Source organism: Nocardia paucivorans NBRC 100373 (assembly GCF_000308675.1).
Lineage (GTDB): Bacteria > Actinomycetota > Actinomycetes > Mycobacteriales > Mycobacteriaceae > Nocardia > Nocardia paucivorans.
Genome location: NZ_BAGE01000042.1, coordinates 1 through 17,094, shown reverse-complemented (window position 1 = coordinate 17,094; position 17,094 = coordinate 1). Strand labels below are relative to the sequence as shown.

Genomic DNA, 17,094 nt, shown 5'->3' with positions numbered 1-17,094 from the left:
GTGTCGAAAGACACTGTCGTATTGGCATATCGGGCGTTGTCCGAGGCGGGTTATCTGGTCACCGTCTCTGGTTGGGGTACCGCTGTGGCGGGGGTGGATCAGTGGCCGGAGGGTTGGCGTCCACCGGTGGGGCTCAGGCCCACCCCCGAAGAGTTCGTTCGGAAGATCACCGGAGCATCCACTCCGGAGCCTCTCGTACGGTACGCGACGCGGACCGATTGGCGCACCGCTCTTACCACCACGCTTCATCGGGCGCTGTTCGACGGTTTATTCGGAGTGGGCGACCGGCTCCCGCTGTCTTCGGAACTCGGCGAATATCTCGGAGTGTCGAAAGGCCCTGTCGTAGTGGCGTATCGGGCGTTGTCCGAGGCGGGTTATCTGGTCACCGTCGATGGTTGGGGTACCGTTGTGGCGAACGAGGATCAATGGCCGTTGGTCTGGACTCCGCCGCCCCCGGGTGCGCTCACTCCCGAAGAGTTCATGATCGAGCTCACCGGAGATCCGGCGCCGAGGTCCCTCCTACCTCGAGCAGGCCGGCACGAGTGGCACTCGATCCTCACCACCGCCCTACATCGGGCGCTTCTCACCGATATGTTCGAGAGAGGCCGGCAACTTCCTCCGGCTGGTGCACTCGCCGACCACCTCGGCATACCGAAGGCCACTGTCGAACGGGTTTACCACACCCTGGAGAATGCCGGCTATGTGAACGTCTACACCCAGGAAGCCGTCGTCGTGGCCGATGACGGGCAGTGGCCGTTGGTCTGGACTCCGCCGACCCCGGGGGCGCTCGCTCCCGAAGAGTTCGTGGTCGCGCTCACCGGGAGTGCGTCGCCGGATTCTCTCATCGACCCGGAGTCGCGGGCGGACCCGTACACGGTTGTTGTCGGTGCGCTGCATCGGGCGCTTCTCACCGGTGCGTTCGAGGAAGGACAGCAACTTCCGACGGCGGCGGAACTCGCCGAATATCTACGGGTACCGGAGCCTGTCTTCGGAGGGGTGTACTTCGATCTGGCCGAGGCCGGCTATTTGGATGCCGTCGGTAACGACCACACCGTGGCGAGTGATGTGCAGTGGCCGGAGAACTGGAGTCCACCGGCGCCGGATGCGTTCGTTCCCGAGAAGCTCGCCCCCGAAGAGTTCGTGCTCGCAGTCACCGGGAGTGTCTCGCCGGGGTCTCTGATCGATCCGGAGTCGCGGGCGGACCCGTACACGGTTGTTGTCGGTGCGCTGCATCGGGCGCTTCTCGCCGGTGCATTCGAGGAAGGACAGCAGCTCCCAACGATTGCGGATCTCGCCGAATATCTCGGTATATCGGAGTCCGTCGTCCGGCGGGGATACCGCTTACTGGATCGCGTCGGTTATCTGACAACCGTGAAGGGGCGAGCTCATCTCGTGACGAATGACGAGCAGTGGCCGCAGGACTGGAGCCCACCGATCTCGAACCGGCTCACCCCCGAGGACTTCCTCACCAAACTCACCGGGACTCCGTCACCGGATGCGCTCAGAGACCAAGCAGTGCAAAAGGGTTGGCGTCATACTCTTACCACCGCCCTGCGTCGAGCGATTCTCGACGGTGAATTCGAGGGGGGCCAACTACTCCCATTGGCCACGGACCTCGGCCCATTTATCGGCACAGCGCACAGCAATATCGGACGGGTATACCGCGCATTGGTCGACGAGGGCTACCTGACGATTCCCGGCAGAGGTGGAGCCGTTGTGGTGAGCGAAGAAGAGCGGGCGGCAGCGAGGCGTCGGCCGTCGCCATGAGGTGGAGCTGCGTCCACCATCGACGGGCTCCCCGATCGCCCATGGGAGGATGCGATCCGTCGACGAGAGTTGCGCGAGGACTCCGGCCGTTGCGCGGTGCTGAATGTCACCGGTGGCGGTGCCCAGCGCGTGGGCGCCATCCCGAATCGTTCGCGCGCTGGGCACAAGAGGTCGAACCGAGTCCGTTGTCCAGGCTCTGCGCATGAGGCGTCTCGATCCGAACGCCATCCCGCTGCCGGAACAGCCGCTTCGACTGTCACCTCGGGAGCGGGGAATACTTCCTTTGGTCGCCGCGGGCCTGACGAACAGCCGGATCGCGTCACATATACCTCTATCGGCGGAAACGGTGAAAGCGGCACTACCGCTTCTGCACCGGAAGCTCGGAGTGAGCGGTCGTACCGGTGCCGTGGTCGAGGCCTTACATAGTGGGGAAATCGATCTGGACGGCACCCCCACATCTCTCCTCGGCGGAGGAGACGGAGTAGGCCGGCCCGGCGGCAGGATAGCCCGGCCGCCGGGCCGGCTGTTCTCGGCTCCTGTCGGGAATCCGCCGGGTTCTTCCGGGAACCGGTGGGCAGCGCGTGTCTTCTGATCTGGGCCGACCGGAAGTCCTGCGGGTTACATACGCCCGGTGATCTTCGTCGGCGTCACCCGGACGATAACGCGTTCACCGTCGTTCTTCGACGCCGGGTTGAACTCGGCGTACGGCTTGCCCGTGTACTTCGTCGACAGCCGGTCGGGTAGCGCCCGCTCCGGGTCCGGGATGAGAGTGGCGGTGCCGCGGATCTCGGCATAGATGTAGGGGTTGTCCGGCGGGTTGATCATCACCGTGACTCGTGGATCACGGGTGATGTTCCTGGCCTGGGCTCGGTCGACGGTGGTGGAGTACAGCAGTTCGTCACCATCGCGTTCGATCCAGACGATGGTGAGATGAGGGTGCCCGTCTCGGCCTATGGTCGCCACGGTGGCGAACACCTTGGTCTCGTCGAGATACTTCTTCACCGTGTCGGACAACGTGATACCGGTCATGGTCGGACACAACCGCACCACCTCCCGGAACATTCCACAGGTGGCGTAACGGTCGTCGCCGTTCCCGGCTCGTCGGCGATAGACGGGGGCGGGGCGGATTCGTGCAAGGCGATGCACGCTTGGGGCGTGCCGGGACGGCGGTGCGGGCTCTGCCCGCAGCACGGCGGTCGAGGGGGGCATGAACCGAACAGGGCTGTGGCGCGAGTGCTACGTAATGACGAGCAGTTCGGTCGGTGAAGCGATCTCGATGCGCAACCCGGCCTTGGTCGCGACCCGGGCGACCCCGCGGATATCGGTGGGTTCGGCACGGGTGAGCACCAGAGCGCGAGCGAGCAGGCCCTTGTGATGTTTGTTGAAATGGCTCACCACCGTGCGGGAACCGTCCGGATGCTCGGTGAGGACGGACGCGGTGACGGCGCCCGGGACCCGGCCGAGCTGTTGATAGGTCCCCGAGCGTAGGTCGATCACCAGTTCCTCGGCCGCCGCCTCCCGCAGGGCCGGGCCGAGGTGGTCGCGCCACATCGCGGCGAGGGTGGGCAGGCCCGGGAGTTTGGATCCGCCGGACAGTCGGTAGGCCGGAATGGAGTCGCCGGCCCGGACCGCGCCGAACAGCGCCGAGCCGATCGCCAGCCGAGCGTAGGCCTTCGCCCGTTGTGTCCGGGTGAATGTGCCCGCGTCCAGGGCGTCGTAGAGGACGCCGGTGTAGCGTTCCAGCGCCGGTCGGGTGGGGGAGGTGCGCAGCGTGGCATTGCGCGCGATCTCGGCGTCGGCGTGTGCGCCCAGACCGAGCGCCTTCCGGGAGGCCGCCGGGTCCGCGGCCAGCTCCACGAGCGTCTCGACCAATTGTTCGCGCACGGCCTCGAGCTTGGGAAATGCGAGCGCGGACAGGTCCAGGGGCGCTCCGGTGCCACCGTCGGATTTCGTTTCGGAGGGAGGAAGCAGCACCAGCACGAGCAGACACGGTAGCGGGGACCCGCGGCGGTCGTGACCTCGCCCCGCGGCGGATGCGTCCTACCTGTTCGCGCGGTCGGGGCCGCCGGCGTCGACCGCGTGGCACGCAGCGGGGAATGCTTTGCGAGCGGTGTCGGGGCAGGGGCTACGCTGGGCAACCGTGATCACCCGCCTGTCCCGACTGTTCCTCCGTACGTTGCGCGACGACCCTGCCGACGCCGAGGTGCCCAGCCACAAGCTGCTGGTGCGCGCCGGCTATGTGCGTCGGATCGCGCCGGGTGTGTACTCGTGGCTGCCGCTGGGCCTGCGAGTGCTGCACAAGGTGGAGGAGGTGGTGCGTCAGGAGATGAACGCCATCGGAGCGCAGGAGATCTCGCTACCGGCGTTGCTGCCGCGCGACCCGTACGAGACCACCAACCGGTGGACCGAATACGGAGACGGTCTGTTCCGGCTACAGGACCGCAAGGGCGCCGACTATCTGCTCGGCCCCACTCATGAGGAGCTGTTCGCGCTCACCGTCAAGGGCGAGTACAACTCCTACAAGGATCTGCCGGTCATCCTGTACCAGATCCAGACCAAATATCGGGACGAGGAACGTCCGCGCGCCGGTATCCTGCGCGGCCGCGAGTTCGTCATGAAGGACTCGTACTCCTTCGATCTCGACGAGGCCGGGCTGAAGGCCAGTTACGAGGCACACCGTCAGGCCTACCAACGCATCTTCGAACGGCTCGGGGTCGAGTATGTGATCGTCGCCGCCACCTCCGGCGCCATGGGCGGTAGCGCCTCCGAGGAGTTCCTGGCCACCAGTCCGGTTGGCGAGGACACCTATGTGATGTGCCCCGAGTCGGGGTACGCGGCGAATGTCGAGGCCGTGGTCACCCCGGCTCCCGATCCCCTGCCGATCGAGGGTCTGCCCGAGCCCGTCGTGTACGACACCCCGGGCACTCCCACCATTGCCTCGCTCGTCGAGTGGGCCAACCAGGCCGGGGTCTACGACCGTCCGGTCACCGCCGCCGACACCTTGAAGAACGTCATGGTGAAGTTGCGGCAACCCGACGGTAAGACCGAGATCGTCGGTATCGGTGTCCCCGGTGACCGCGAGGTGGACGAGAAACGTCTCGGTGCCTCCGTCGAACCGGCGGAGGTGGAGTTGCTCACCGATGCCGATTTCGCCGCCAACCCGTTCCTGGTGAAGGGATACATCGGCCCGAAGGCGTTGCAGGCCAACGGCGTCCGCTACCTGGTCGATCCGCGTGTGGTGTCCGGCACCTCGTGGATCACCGGCGCCGACGAACCCGGCAAACATGTGGTTGGCCTGGTGGCGGGCCGCGATTTCACCCCCGACGGCACCATCGAGGCCGCCGAGGTCCGTGACGGCGATCCCTCGCCCGACGGGCGCGGTGCCCTGGTCTCCGCCCGTGGTATCGAGATCGGCCATATCTTCCAGCTCGGCTACAAGTACACCGATGCGTTCGAGGTCGATGTGCTGGGTGAGAACGGCAAACCGGTCCGCCTCATCATGGGCTCCTACGGTATCGGTGTCTCCCGGATGGTCGCCGTTATCGCCGAACAGCAGCACGACGACAAAGGCCTGCGCTGGCCGGCGGAGGTCGCCCCTTACGACGTGCACGTGGTGATCGCCAACAAGGACGAGGCCGCCCGCGCGGGCGCCGAAGAGGTCGTCGCCGCATTGGACGCCCGCGGTCTCGATGTCCTCTTCGACGATCGCACCGCCTCGCCCGGGGTGAAGTTCAAGGACGCCGAACTGCTCGGTATGCCGTATGTGTTGGTGATCGGTCGCGGCTGGGCCGAGGGCAAGGTCGAGTTGCGTGATCGGTTCAGCGGTGAGGCCATCGATATCCCGGCCGATTCCGCGGTGGAGGAGGTCTTGTCCCGCGTGCGGGGCTGATCCGCGAACGGGCGGCCACCGAGCGCGGCGCTCGGCGTGATCCCGTGTCTCGGCGGCCGGACTCGTCCTCGCTCCGGGGCCGAGCGGGGAGGTGTCTTCGGTGAATCCGATATCGATCATCGCTTCACCGACCACACCCGTATCCGGATGCCTGGTTCGAGGTGCCCGGAGCGGACGAGGCGGTGTGCATCGAGCGCGAGGGGGTCGGGGCGAGGTGTCAGGGAGTATTACCCTCACCGTGAACGAATATCTCGCCTCGGGCACCGCCTCCCGGCACTGTCGATGCACACATGTGAATGTCTTCACGCCACTCGGCAAAGGAGCGAATATGTCCGTGACCGACGAGTACCTGGCCAACAACGCCGAATACGCCGCGCAATTCGAGGGGCCGCTGCCGCTGCCGCCGAGCAAGCATGTCGCCGTGGTGGCATGCATGGATGCCCGATTGGATGTCTATCGCATCCTCGGCCTGAAAGAGGGTGAGGCGCATGTCATTCGGAACGCGGGCGGGGTGATCACCGACGACGAGGTGCGCTCACTGGCCATCAGCCAGCGGTTGCTGGGCACCACGGAGATCATCCTCATCCATCACACCGATTGCGGCATGCTGACTTTCACCGACGACGACTTCAAGCGCGCCATCCAGGACGAGGTGGGTATCAAGCCCGCGTGGTCGGCGGAGTCGTTCTCGGACCTCGACGAGGATGTGCGCCAATCGATCCGACGCATCGAGAACAGCCCGTTCATCACCAAGACGACATCGCTGCGTGGCTTCGTCTTCGATGTCGCCACCGGCAAACTCAACGAGGTCGTGTCCTGAACCGGGTCGGTAGGAATACCGACCGGCCTAGCGTTGCGCGGGCGGGGTGAGGCCCGCGCACGCCAGTAGTTCTTCCGTGTGGCGGGCCAGGCGTTCGGCCTCGGTGGGGTCGAACGCCCGGCCGTCGGTATCGACGGGGGCGTCCTGCATGAAGGCGGATAGTGGTGTCGAAGGGGGATTGTCCAGGTGGGGGAGTATGCGCGCGAGAGCGGCTTCGACGGATTGGGCGCGGTTTCGCATATCGGCCACCACGGCGGCATCGGTCGGGGAATAGTCGCCGGTGAAACCGGTGGCGGTGAGACCGGGATGCAGGAGCAGGTAGCGGATGCGGCTGTGTGGGTAGCGGTTGGTGAATGCGACCGCGAGCAGGTCGCTGAGTTTGCCGCACTGGTGCATGACCGCGTCGGGGTCGTAGGAACGAGTGAATTGCAGGTCGTCCCACCGGATGCGGGACAGATCGCCACCGGGTCCGGACAGGTCGACCAGTACCGGCGCAGCCGCCCGCTCCAGGTGGGCGGCCAGTCCGTGTCCGAGTAGATAGCGGCTCAAATAGAAGAGCGCGAAATTGGCCTCGAACCCTTCCGCGGTCACGGCGCGATGCGACCGGTAGTAACGGGCGCCGAGCACCAGGATGTCGACGGTCGGGTAGGTGACGGTGATCCGGTCGAGCACGCGACGGTTCTCGACCACCAGGCTCAGGTCCGCACGGAGGAATTCGAACCGGTCGAGCGCCTTCATGGCGCTCGCGGCCTCATGGAGTGCACGGCCCTTGGTGGGGCTCGTGCCGATGGCGACGACGTGGTCGCCGCGTTCGAGATAGGTCAGGGCGAGCGCTCTGCCGATGCCGTCGGTTCCGCCGGTGATCACCACGGTTTTCATCGAGACCTCCGTTCTTCGAGCGGCGCGAGATGTCCGCCCGACCGTTTTGGTCCCACGAGCCTAAACAAATAGGTTCAAAAGACTGGTCTCATGAGTCTGAAAAGCTGCTCACCTCGGCTTATGATGGAAGCCATGGCCTCCCCCGGAATCTCATCCCGCCCCCGTGGCCGCATCGATAAGCAGCAGGCGGTGTTGGCCGCGGCGTTTTCCGTGTTCACACGCACCGGCTACACGCAGGCCCGCGTGGACCGGATCGCCGCCGAAGCGGGTGTTGCCAAGGCCACCGTCTACAACCACTTCGGTGATAAGGAACAGGTGTTCCGGCAGGCTGTGGGAGCGCTGTCCGAGGCCGCGCTGGCGGCCAATCTGGCGGTCGTGGATCGACTGAACGAGCCGGGCCCCGACCTGGAGGCGACCCTGCGATCCGTCGGCGCAGAACTGATCCGGTGCTACTGCACCCCGGAATCCCGCGCCCTCCGACGCCTGGTGTGCGCGGAGGCCGGGCAGTTTCCCGACCTGCCCGAACTCGTCGGCGGTGTGGCCGACCGGGTGGGGCGGGCGCTGGCCGATCGGCTCGCCCGGCTCGCCTTGGCCGGCGCATTACGTATCGAGGATCCGGATATGGCCGCGGCGCAGCTGGCCGCGCTGCTCATCGCGCCGGTGCAGGCGCGCTACCGATTCGGCGACGAGCCGATACCCGATGCCGAGGTGAACGCCGTGAGCGACGCCGCGGTCACTACATTCCTCGCCGCTTTCGGCCGCTGAGTCGTCGATATCGGGTCCGGACCCGCGAGGCGGGGCGTTGTGTGCCGCTGTGATTCCGGCCGCTCCCCGGTTCGGGATGATCGGGGCGCGCGGGTTCCCGAGTGCTGTGCCCGCGCTCCGAGTACGCCGACCTGAGATGGTCGCCCTCGGCCCGCGCGGACAAATTTCTCCGGTGGTGGTTTCGCTCGGTGCGACGGTGGCGATACCGCGTGCGATCGGTATCGGTCGGTATCGCAAGGGGGTTTCGATCACGTTGCACAGATATATCTTTCGCTTACGAAAGGGTGAATAACGTACCTCTGTGCTGTCTGCCGGAGTCGTCGAACAGTTCCTGCGTCGACGTCCCTGGAGAGCCATGTCACCCCGAGTTCCCACCCACCGGATTCGTCTCCTCCGTACGGACGAACCGTCGCGGGCGAAGCGCCGGCGGCGGTGGGTCCATCGGCTGGTGGTGCTCGGATTCGTGCTGTTCATCGTTCCCGGTGTGCTCGGAGCGAGTGCACTCGCCGCCAGTGGAGCGGGGGAATCGGTGGCAAAGGCGGGCTATCCGGCGCTGAACTGGATGAACATTCGGGATTCGTGGGGTGTCGAGATCACCCACTATCGGTTCGTCACATCGCAGGGAGGGCTGTTCGAACCCGTCGAGACCGCCATGGCGGTGGTGCTCGGTCTGGAATTCGCGGGCTACATGGTCATCGTGACCAGCGCGATCTGGGTTATCGGCTACACGATGAGCTTCCACTGGCTCGACCTGTTCGCCGATGCGCTCACGGGGGTTGCGAACAGCCTCACCGGACAACTCGGCATCCCCATGGTGCTTCTCGTGGCCGCAACGATCGGCGCCTTCATCGTCGCCTGGTTCGTCCTGCGCGGGTTCCATGCCAAGGCCGCGATCCAGGCGGTGACGATGCTCGCGGTGGCGGTGATCGGACCGACGTTCCTCGCCGAACCGTTGGAGGATGTGCTGTCCTCACACGGCCTGCTGGCCCAGGGGCGTGATCTCGGTATATCCATTGCGGCCGGGTTGAACGGAAACAACCGGGCCGACCCTTCCGGCATGGTGGCCACCATGCAGAACACCTTGGCCGACAATTTCGCTCGTCGGCCGCTGCAGGTGTGGAATTACGGACACGTGGTCGACGAGCGACCGGGGTGCGCGGCCGGATGGTCGGCGGCAATACAAGCGGGTTCGGAATCCGCCATCCGGGCCGGCCTGTGGGGATGCGGTGACATGGCGGCATACCAGGTGAGTCGGGAACCGAGTATGGGCCAGGTCGGTTCGGGGCTGGTTCTGCTGATCTGCGCCGCTGTCCTGCTGGCATTCGGCGTGCGCCTCTCGATCAAGATTCTCTGGTCCGCGCTCGACTCCATATTCCACGGTTTCGCGGCGATCTTCGGTTTCGCGGCGGGCGGTTTCGTCTACGGTCCGACACAGACATTCCTGGTGCGCAATGTCGTCGACAGTGTCTACGGAGCGGTGGTCATGGCCGTCTACGTCATCTACCTGGGCCTGTATGTGCTTTTTCTGGGCAATCTGTTCGAGCAGGCAGGCGGGCAGGTCATGGTGGTGCTGGTTCTGGGGGCCGTGGTGGAAATCGTCGGCATACTGCAGTTCGGGCGGTTGTCGGCCGCTTTGCGGCAGGGCAACGAATGGATCGTGAACCGCTTCTCCCTCGCCTTACAAGGGGCGTCGGGGGGCGGGGGTGGTTCGGCGACCGCGCTCGGCGCCGGGGGCGGTGGTGCCGCGAGCGCGGTCGGCAGCGGACTCGGGTTGATCGCCACGGCTGCCGCGCTCGGAACATTGAACAACAATCCGGCTTCGGCGTGGCTGTTCGGGCGGACCCAGCCACTGGAGCCCTATTCGCTGCAACGTCAGCGCGCGCTGATCGATCAATGGGGCGCGTGGAATGCCCGCTGGAACGGTGAAAAGATCGGTGGGCCGGACGGTTTGTTCACCCACGCCTTCCTGGACCGGTTGCATCTGTCGCATGCGGCCCGGGACGCGGTCGCGGTCTCCGAAGCGGTCGGCCGCGGGGGTGTCGACACGCCCCGGGGCGCGGCCGCCGCGGTCGAGGGCGTCCTCGTCGGCGGCGGGGCCTTCCTCGGCCAGGTGGCCTCTTCGCTACGGGGTGCGGGATTCAAGGACGAGGACATGATTCAGCGGGCGGTGGAAGCGCGGGGATATGTGGTGAAACACTCGGCCAATATCCCACTGGCCGACAAGTCCTTGGCCGAAGTCGTCGCGGCGTCGACCTATTCGTCCGCGATGAACACCCCGGCGGCGATCGCGGAACTGGAGCGGGCGGCGATCGCCTACAGCCTGGGCCGAGAGGGGATCGAACTGCGCGGCGCGGCGCGTACCGCCGGCGAGGACTATCTGGCCGCGCCGAGCAAGGAAAAATTGGGCCTCATTCAGAAGGTCGCGGCGGGGGAGGAGACGGCAAAGTATTCCGCGGAGGAGGCGAGTCAGGTGCTGCGCTGGATCGGAGACGAGCAGGCGCGTCGGGTTTCCGAGGCCGCCACAGCCTATGCCACCGACCCGACGAACCTCGAGAAACGCCGGCTGTTCCACATCGCACTCAATGCGGCCGTCGATACCGACCAATGGGGTGCGGACGCGACGCCTGCGCCCGTGTCGCCCCTGGCTCCCACCAGCTGAGCATCGGTTCCGCACCACCGTTTCATCCGAGCCGCACGTACCGGGCGCCCCTCGGCTGCGGACCGCCGTTCAGTCGGCATACGAGGCCACCCCCACCGGCCCCCTGCCGATACACAGTTCCTGCCCGGGAGTCCGCGACCGTATCCGCAACGCGGAACCACTGCCCAGCAGGCGGACGTAGACGGTGTGCATCCCCGTGCGAACCGGCACCGAGACCGGCGGGTGGCCGTCGAATCCGATGTCGATCCGACCGTCGCGGGCGGCGAAGTAGTTGAGCTGCGCGGTCCATTTGTGGGAGACCATGGGCCCATCGAGTGGAAGCCGGATGGTTTCCTCCCCACGCACGCGGTGGCCACAGGACGGTTCCGGGCCGGCGATGATACCGCGGTTCCACCAGACCTCGGCATCGACGATCCTTCCGGAGTCGGTGATCATCCGCAGCCGCGGGGTGGAGTCGGCGAACGCCTCGGATGCGATCGGCGACAGCACCTGGCTGCTCAGGTTCTGTGGATATGTCATCGGGTTCAGTACGCCCCACGGGGTTTCCTGTTCCAGCAGTGGCACCCCGTCCCAGTGCGCGAACTCCGCTCGCAGCGTGGTGATATAGGCCCTGGTCGGCCCGGTCGCCCAACTGCGTGTAAAGGTGTAGGTCGACCACAGGCTGCTCACCAGGAACAGTACGACCAGCAGTGCCGTCGCGCTCGGCCCCGGTGACCGGGTCGGCCGGCGACCCTGTCGAGGCCGCGACCGCAGCAGCAGCGCACCGGCCACGGTCAGTGCCAGTCCCGGATCGGCCAGATACCGCAGGGACAGGACGAGTTCTTCGGCGGTGTTCGGGCCGCCGCGTGCCAACGCCACCGGCAGATACACCGCCACCACATAGACCACGACCGCCGCCCAGACCGGCCACACCCGGGCGCGGGTGCGCAAGGTCCACACCACGAACGCCGTCACCAGCAGCGACGCCCCCACCACGGTCCACCCGGGCGGGACCGCCCACGGTGCCGCCGGCAACCACCGTTCCCAACCCCACGGCCCGCCGACCAGAGTCGTCAGCACCCCGGCCGAGGTCGTACCGGGCCGCAACCCCGCCAGGTCCGCGGAACCACCCCGCACCGGTGAGGGCCCCACCACCAGCAGGTAGCCGATCAGCCAGCAAGCCAGCACCGTGGCGCTCCCCACCCACAGTGCCGCACCGCGCCGGGCAACCTCTCGCACCCGCGGACCCGTTCCGTCGACATACCCCACCAGGACCGCGACGGCGAACGCCACGAACGGCACGATCGCCACCTTCTCGAAGAACAGCAGCGCCACCGCGGTGACCGCGATCCCGGACCAGGCGTACCGCCGCCGTCCGGTGCGGATCAGCAGCACCGCGTCGGCGATCACCCAGGCGAACGCGATCTGCAACGGCAACGCGTTCAGTCCCGCCGCCCACCAGGCGAAGGCGGGCAGAGTCAACGGGCAGAACAGGTAGAACACCAGGGGGAGCAGAATCGCCCACCGCCTGCCGACCAGGACCAACAACAGGCGGAGCACGGCGGCCGAGGCCATCAGCTGCAATACCAGCAGGGTGCACACCGGGCCGGCCCACACCAGCGGCGCCGCCTTCGTCACCACCCAGGCCGTGACGAAGGCCAACGGCATGAAGTGCCCGTCGTGGTTGTAGAACAGCAACTCCGGGGAGAACAGCGGATACCGACCCGCACGACCGGTGAGGATGAGATCGTCCCAGTAGAAGTAGCCGCTCCCGGCGACCCATCCGCGTAGCACCAACTGCGCGACGATCAGGCCGACCGCCGCGACGGCCACCGGCCCACCGAGGCGCATGCGTCGCAGGGTGGTCGACAGCCGTGGCCGCTCCGGGTTTCGAGGGGGCGCGGGCTCCGCGGCGGTGGTCGCAGCGATACCCATGCCACTCGACCCTAGAGGACATCGCCGGGCCCGCTCCGTCGACGGCTCCGTATGGCCCGCGCAAAGTCGCGGGCGGGTCCGGACGCGTCGACCACCCGTCCCACGGCGGCCGGGTTATGTCGACGACGGCGTTCAGGACGCAGAGCGACCGGGGAACGCGGTGGTGACCGCTTCCGCGCCGAGGATCCGTTGCCAGGTGGCCAGTCGGACGGCGCATTCGGTGAGCGCCTCGACGCCCGCGCGGCGGGTGGGGGACGAATCGGCTTGTTCCACCACCGCCCGCCACGCCATGGCCGTATCGGTTTCGACCGTGACGGCCAAGCGATACGCCGAACTCGGATCGCTCGGCGGCTCGGGCACGGTATAGGCGGGCTCCGCGGGTGGAACGGTCACGCCGATGGCGGTGAGCGCGTCGACGGTGGCGTCCCGACGGGCCCGATGGGCGGCGCTGTACTGATGGATCAGCAGGCGGTTCTCCGGAGCCGTATAGGCCATGACCAGGCCGTAGGCATATACGGCGGCGTACTCGGCGTCCAAGGCGTCGAGCAACGCCTGTGTGGTGTCGGTATCACTCATGCCAGGAGCACCTCCACGTGCACGGCGCAGGCGGCGCTGATCGATGCGAGCAGTCCGGCCCGGTAGCCGGACTGGTCGAGTGCCAGATCGAGGGCGGAACGCCGTGAGGTGCTCAGTCGGTCGCGCAGAGCGGTGGTATCCGGTGGTTCGACGGGGGTCGTGGTGGGTGACGGGGGCGGGGTGCGGCGCACCGGGGTGGTGCCGTCGCCGTATACGCCGATCACCCGCTCGATTTCGGTGCGCAGCGCGTCGGCGTGTGCGGTGCGTTCGGCGGCGATCGTCTTCAACGTCGTCGCGCGCTGCGGGTCCAGGGCGATGGCCGCGGTCGCGGCGGCGGCGTCGGCACGGGCCCTGAGCTCCTGTGCGGCAAGGGGATCCGGTTCGTGAATCGTGTCGTCGGTGCAGCCGGCGATCGCGGCGAGCGCGAACCCGCCTATCACGGTGCCGCCCGCCGCCCGCAGTACGGTGCGGCGATTCGGGGCGTGGGGGCCGAGGCTGTGCCGGGCCGGCGGGATTCCGGTGCTGCGCCCGGTGTTCGGCCGGGCAGGAAGTCGGTGTGGCACCGGACCATCGTGCCAGACCTGTTCCGGGTGTCGAATCGCGCCGGCACGTCCGCGGACGACGGTCGGCCGGGCACGGCGGGTCACCGGGATCGCCGATGCCGTATGCGGTACGTTCGCCCGAACCGGACCCGATGGTGTGGATGCGTATCCAGGCCGGTGGTCGGATCGCGCACGACCGGTGGCCAGGTCGTACGGTGGTGGTGGAACGTGCGGACACCACGGGCGTGGAAACAAACCGTCGGCCGCTGGTCCTTTACACTTTTCCGGCGCGATACGCTAGACCTTCGGTACAGAATTTCCGCCCGCGTCACAACTGAACCAGGAGCCGCCCATATGCCGATGCCGACCGAGGAGAGGGTGAGCCGGCTTGTTGCCGGACTAGTCGAGGAACGAGGATTCGACCTCGAGGGCGTCGAGATATCAACCATGGGTGGGCAGGCTCGGGTTCGGGTGATCGTGGACAGCGACGATACCGCCGACCTGGACCGGATCGCCGAACTCAGCACGCGGTTGTCGAACCGTCTGGACGAGGCGGACGATTTCGGAGCGACACGTTATCTGCTCGAGGTCACCACACCCGGTGTAGATCGTCCGCTCACCGCGGAGCGCCACTGGCGTCGCGCGCGTGGCCGCAAGGTGCGGGTGACGTTGCGGCCCGGGGCGCCGGCCCCGGAACCCGGCTGCCCGTCACGGTTCGGGGCCCGGGTGGGCGCACTGGTCGGGGATGCGGTGACGCTGATCGTGGGCGGTAAACGCGCACCGCACCCGATCACCGTCGCACTGGCCGATATTGCGAACGCCGTGGTAGAGGTGGAGTTCTCCCCACCGGGCGCGCGCGAACTGGAACTTGCCGGGGGGATAGTCCCCGGCCGCCCACCCGCGGGAGCGGACGCCGCGGATGTCGCAGAAGGCACTGTTGCAGCGTCCGATTCGATCGAAGGGACCATGGAATGAATATCGAAATCGAAGCCCTGCGCGCCATAGTCGCGGACAAGGGGATCTCGATCGAGACCGTGATCTCCGCGATCGAGTCCGCGCTGCTCACCGCCTATCGGCACACCGAGGGGCACCACCCCAACGCCCGAATCGACATCAACCAGAAGACCGGTGTGGTCCGGGTGCTGGCCCGCGAACTCGACGCCGACGGCAATGTGATCTCCGAATGGGACGACACACCCGAGGGTTTCGGCCGGATCGCCGCCACCACGGCTCGGCAGGTGGTGCTGCAACGCTTGCGCGATGCCGAGAACGAGAAATCCTTCGGTGAGTTCTCCACCCACGAGGGCGATATCGTCGGCGGTGTCGTACAGCGCGACGCCCGTGCCAATGCCCGCGGCACCGTGGTGGTGCGGATCGGTAGCGAGCTGCACGGAACGGAGGGGCTGATCCCGCCCGCCGAGCAGGTGCCCGGGGAAACCTACGAGCACGGCGACCGGATCAAGTGCTATGTGGTCGGGGTGTCGCGTGGTGCGCGCGGCCCGCAGATCACCCTGTCGCGCACCCACCCGAACCTCGTGCGGCGACTGTTCGCGCTCGAGGTGCCGGAGATCGCCGACGGCTCGGTGGAGATCGTCGCGGTGGCCCGGGAGGCCGGTCACCGGTCCAAGATCGCGGTGCGTTCCACCGTGCCCGGGGTCAACGCCAAGGGCGCCTGTATCGGGCCCATGGGGCAGCGGGTGCGCAATGTGATGAGTGAACTGGCCGGCGAGAAGATCGATATCATCGACTACGCCGACGATCCGGCCACCTTCGTGGGTAATGCGCTGTCGCCGTCGAAGGTGGTATCGGTCACAGTGGTCGACCCCGATGCCCGCGCGGCCCGGGTGGTTGTCCCAGACTTCCAGCTGTCGCTGGCGATCGGCAAGGAAGGTCAGAACGCCCGGTTGGCAGCGCGGCTGACCGGTTGGCGGATAGACATACGCAGCGATGCCGCGCCCGATGTGGGCGGTGGTATGCGGACGGAGGCGAAACGCAGTTGACCCGAGAACCGGGAACAACCGGGCCCGACCGTGGGTTGGAAAGCTCATCGGGGGCGGGGTTGGCTCACCGGAACCGGGCAACGGTAGAGTGGACACAGGATCGGCCCGAGCCGTCGGTTACCCCGCCCGGCCGTAACGCCTCCGCGCAGCCTCGGCATCGCGCGGTTCCGATACGAACGTGTGTGGGTTGCCGAAAGCGCGAGCCGGCCGTCGATCTGTTGCGGATCGTGGCGGGGCCACGGGAGACCGGTGACGGTACGAGCGTGACCCCGATACTGCCCGACCCGCGGCGCAGACTTCCCGGGAGGGGTGCCTGGCTGCACCCCTTTTCGGTTTGTCTGAGCACAGCAGAACGACGCCGAGCGATCGGCAGAGCACTACGAGTGTCCGGACATCTGGATATCTCAGCCGTGGAGCATCACCTCGAGAACAGGCACGAGCACTCATGAGCACACCGTGAAGTACCAACGATGAACGCCCATCGGAGATAACCCGAGGTCGTGCGGGGCCCCGTCGGCAGACGCAGACGGGTGGCACTGCTCGACCTCTCAGTGAGGAGAGCAGTGGCAGGCAAGGCCCGCGTGCACGAGTTGGCCAAAGAACTCGGTGTCACGAGTAAAGAACTACTCGCAACGCTCAAGGAGCAGGGCGAGTTCGTGAAATCGGCATCGTCGACGGTGGAAGCACCCGTCGCCCGTCGATTGCGTGAATCGTTCGCGGCGAAATCCGCGCCGGCGAACGGCAACAAGGCCTCGGCGAAGCCGGGGCCGTCCACGGCGGCCCGTCCGGCCGTCAAACCCCAGGCCCGGCCCACGCCCGGTCCCAAACCCGGCCCACGCGTGCCGGAACAGTCCAAACCCGCGGCCCCGGCCGCGTCCACCGGCGCCGTGTCCGAGGCGCCCACCCCCGGCCCCAAACCTGGTCCGGCGGTGAAACCCGGCCCGGCTCCCGCCCGGGAATCCGCTCCCACCCCGAACGCCGCGGCCAAGCCCGCACCGAGTGCCGCGCGTCCGACCCCCGGCGCGCCGCGCCCCGGCCAGCAGCAGCGGCCGGTGCCGGGCGCCCAGGGGACTCCTCGTCCGAGCGGTCCGAAGCCCGGACCGAAGACCCCGCGTGTGGGTAACAACCCGTACTCCTCGGCCCCCGAGCGGGAGCGCCCGACTCCGCGGCCCACACCCGGTCCGCGGCCGACTCCCGGTCCGCGTCCGGGCCCGCAGGGCGGTCCCCGTCCGGGGCCCGCGCAGGGTGGTCCGCGGCCGACCCCGGGCCAGGGTGGTCCGCGG

16 protein-coding genes are annotated in these 17,094 nt (G+C 67.3%); 10 read left to right on the top strand and 6 right to left on the bottom strand.

What is annotated here, in order from left to right; translation table 11 throughout:
- Together ON32_RS27085 and ON32_RS30840 are read left to right on the top strand one after the other, a co-directional pair.
- Positions 1-1,767: GntR family transcriptional regulator (locus ON32_RS27085; protein ID WP_157224190.1), on the top strand; the 1,767-nt coding region annotated here is incomplete at its 5' end.
- A 103-nt stretch (positions 1,768-1,870) separates the two neighbouring features.
- Complete coding sequence (locus ON32_RS30840; protein WP_083874504.1) at positions 1,871-2,359, top strand: LuxR C-terminal-related transcriptional regulator; 489 nt, start codon at positions 1,871-1,873, stop codon at positions 2,357-2,359.
- Between the two features lie 26 nt (positions 2,360-2,385).
- Here the strand turns inward: ON32_RS30840 and ON32_RS14080 are convergent, their stop codons facing one another.
- Together ON32_RS14080 and yaaA are read right to left on the bottom strand one after the other, a co-directional pair.
- On the bottom strand, positions 2,386-2,796 hold the full coding sequence (locus tag ON32_RS14080) for a PPOX class F420-dependent oxidoreductase (protein WP_040791378.1): 411 nt from the start codon (positions 2,794-2,796) through the stop codon (positions 2,386-2,388).
- A gap of 207 nt (positions 2,797-3,003) precedes the next feature.
- Positions 3,004-3,747 (bottom strand): peroxide stress protein YaaA, encoded by a 744-nt coding sequence (gene yaaA / locus ON32_RS14075; protein WP_040791373.1) that lies wholly within the window; start codon positions 3,745-3,747, stop codon positions 3,004-3,006.
- Between the two features lie 160 nt (positions 3,748-3,907).
- Here yaaA and ON32_RS14070 point away from each other — a divergent pair, with 160 nt between their 5' ends.
- Together ON32_RS14070 and ON32_RS14065 are read left to right on the top strand one after the other, a co-directional pair.
- The gene (locus ON32_RS14070) at positions 3,908-5,656 is read left to right on the top strand and encodes a proline--tRNA ligase (protein ID WP_040791372.1); all 1,749 of its coding nucleotides are present in this window, start codon (positions 3,908-3,910) and stop codon (positions 5,654-5,656) included.
- A 328-nt stretch (positions 5,657-5,984) separates the two neighbouring features.
- On the top strand, positions 5,985-6,476 hold the full coding sequence (locus ON32_RS14065; protein ID WP_040791377.1) for a beta-class carbonic anhydrase: 492 nt from the start codon (positions 5,985-5,987) through the stop codon (positions 6,474-6,476).
- Between the two features lie 27 nt (positions 6,477-6,503).
- Here ON32_RS14065 and ON32_RS14060 read toward each other — a convergent pair whose 3' ends face one another.
- Positions 6,504-7,355, bottom strand: coding sequence for an SDR family NAD(P)-dependent oxidoreductase (locus ON32_RS14060; protein WP_040791371.1), 852 nt, complete (start codon positions 7,353-7,355; stop codon positions 6,504-6,506).
- A gap of 132 nt (positions 7,356-7,487) precedes the next feature.
- Between ON32_RS14060 and ON32_RS14055 the strand changes: the two genes are divergently transcribed.
- Both ON32_RS14055 and ON32_RS14050 read left to right on the top strand, forming a co-directional pair.
- Complete coding sequence (locus ON32_RS14055) at positions 7,488-8,120, top strand: TetR/AcrR family transcriptional regulator (protein ID WP_217998057.1); 633 nt, start codon at positions 7,488-7,490, stop codon at positions 8,118-8,120.
- Positions 8,121-8,421: 301 nt separating this feature from the next.
- Entirely contained in the window at positions 8,422-10,779 is a 2,358-nt protein-coding gene (locus tag ON32_RS14050; RefSeq protein WP_157224188.1) for a hypothetical protein, read from the top strand.
- Between the two features lie 69 nt (positions 10,780-10,848).
- Here the strand turns inward: ON32_RS14050 and ON32_RS14045 are convergent, their stop codons facing one another.
- The 3 genes from ON32_RS14045 to ON32_RS14035 all read right to left on the bottom strand — a co-directional run bounded on the left by ON32_RS14045 (position 10,849) and on the right by ON32_RS14035 (position 13,832).
- Complete coding sequence (locus ON32_RS14045) at positions 10,849-12,693, bottom strand: hypothetical protein (RefSeq protein WP_083874502.1); 1,845 nt, start codon at positions 12,691-12,693, stop codon at positions 10,849-10,851.
- Between the two features lie 132 nt (positions 12,694-12,825).
- Entirely contained in the window at positions 12,826-13,269 is a 444-nt protein-coding gene (locus ON32_RS14040; RefSeq protein ID WP_040791369.1) for a ferritin-like domain-containing protein, read from the bottom strand.
- Positions 13,266-13,832, bottom strand: a complete 567-nt coding sequence (locus ON32_RS14035) for a hypothetical protein (RefSeq protein WP_245551035.1) — start codon at positions 13,830-13,832, stop codon at positions 13,266-13,268. The genes ON32_RS14040 and ON32_RS14035 overlap by 4 nt, the downstream gene beginning before the upstream one ends.
- Positions 13,833-14,165: 333 nt before the next feature.
- Between ON32_RS14035 and rimP the strand changes: the two genes are divergently transcribed.
- The 4 genes from rimP to ON32_RS14020 form a co-directional block, all read left to right on the top strand.
- Positions 14,166-14,786: a ribosome maturation factor RimP gene (gene rimP, locus ON32_RS14030; protein ID WP_040791368.1), complete on the top strand. Its 621-nt coding sequence runs from the start codon at positions 14,166-14,168 to the stop codon at positions 14,784-14,786.
- A complete protein-coding gene (nusA, locus tag ON32_RS14025) occupies positions 14,783-15,811 on the top strand; it encodes a transcription termination factor NusA (protein ID WP_040791367.1) in 1,029 nt (342 codons plus the stop codon). Before rimP ends, nusA begins: the two co-directional genes overlap by 4 nt.
- 170 nt (positions 15,812-15,981) lie before the next feature.
- On the top strand, positions 15,982-16,260 hold the full coding sequence (locus tag ON32_RS27760) for a YlxR family protein (protein WP_083874506.1): 279 nt from the start codon (positions 15,982-15,984) through the stop codon (positions 16,258-16,260).
- 114 nt (positions 16,261-16,374) lie between these two features.
- A partial coding sequence (locus ON32_RS14020) for a translation initiation factor IF-2 N-terminal domain-containing protein (RefSeq protein WP_040791366.1) occupies positions 16,375-17,094 on the top strand: 720 nt, incomplete at its 3' end.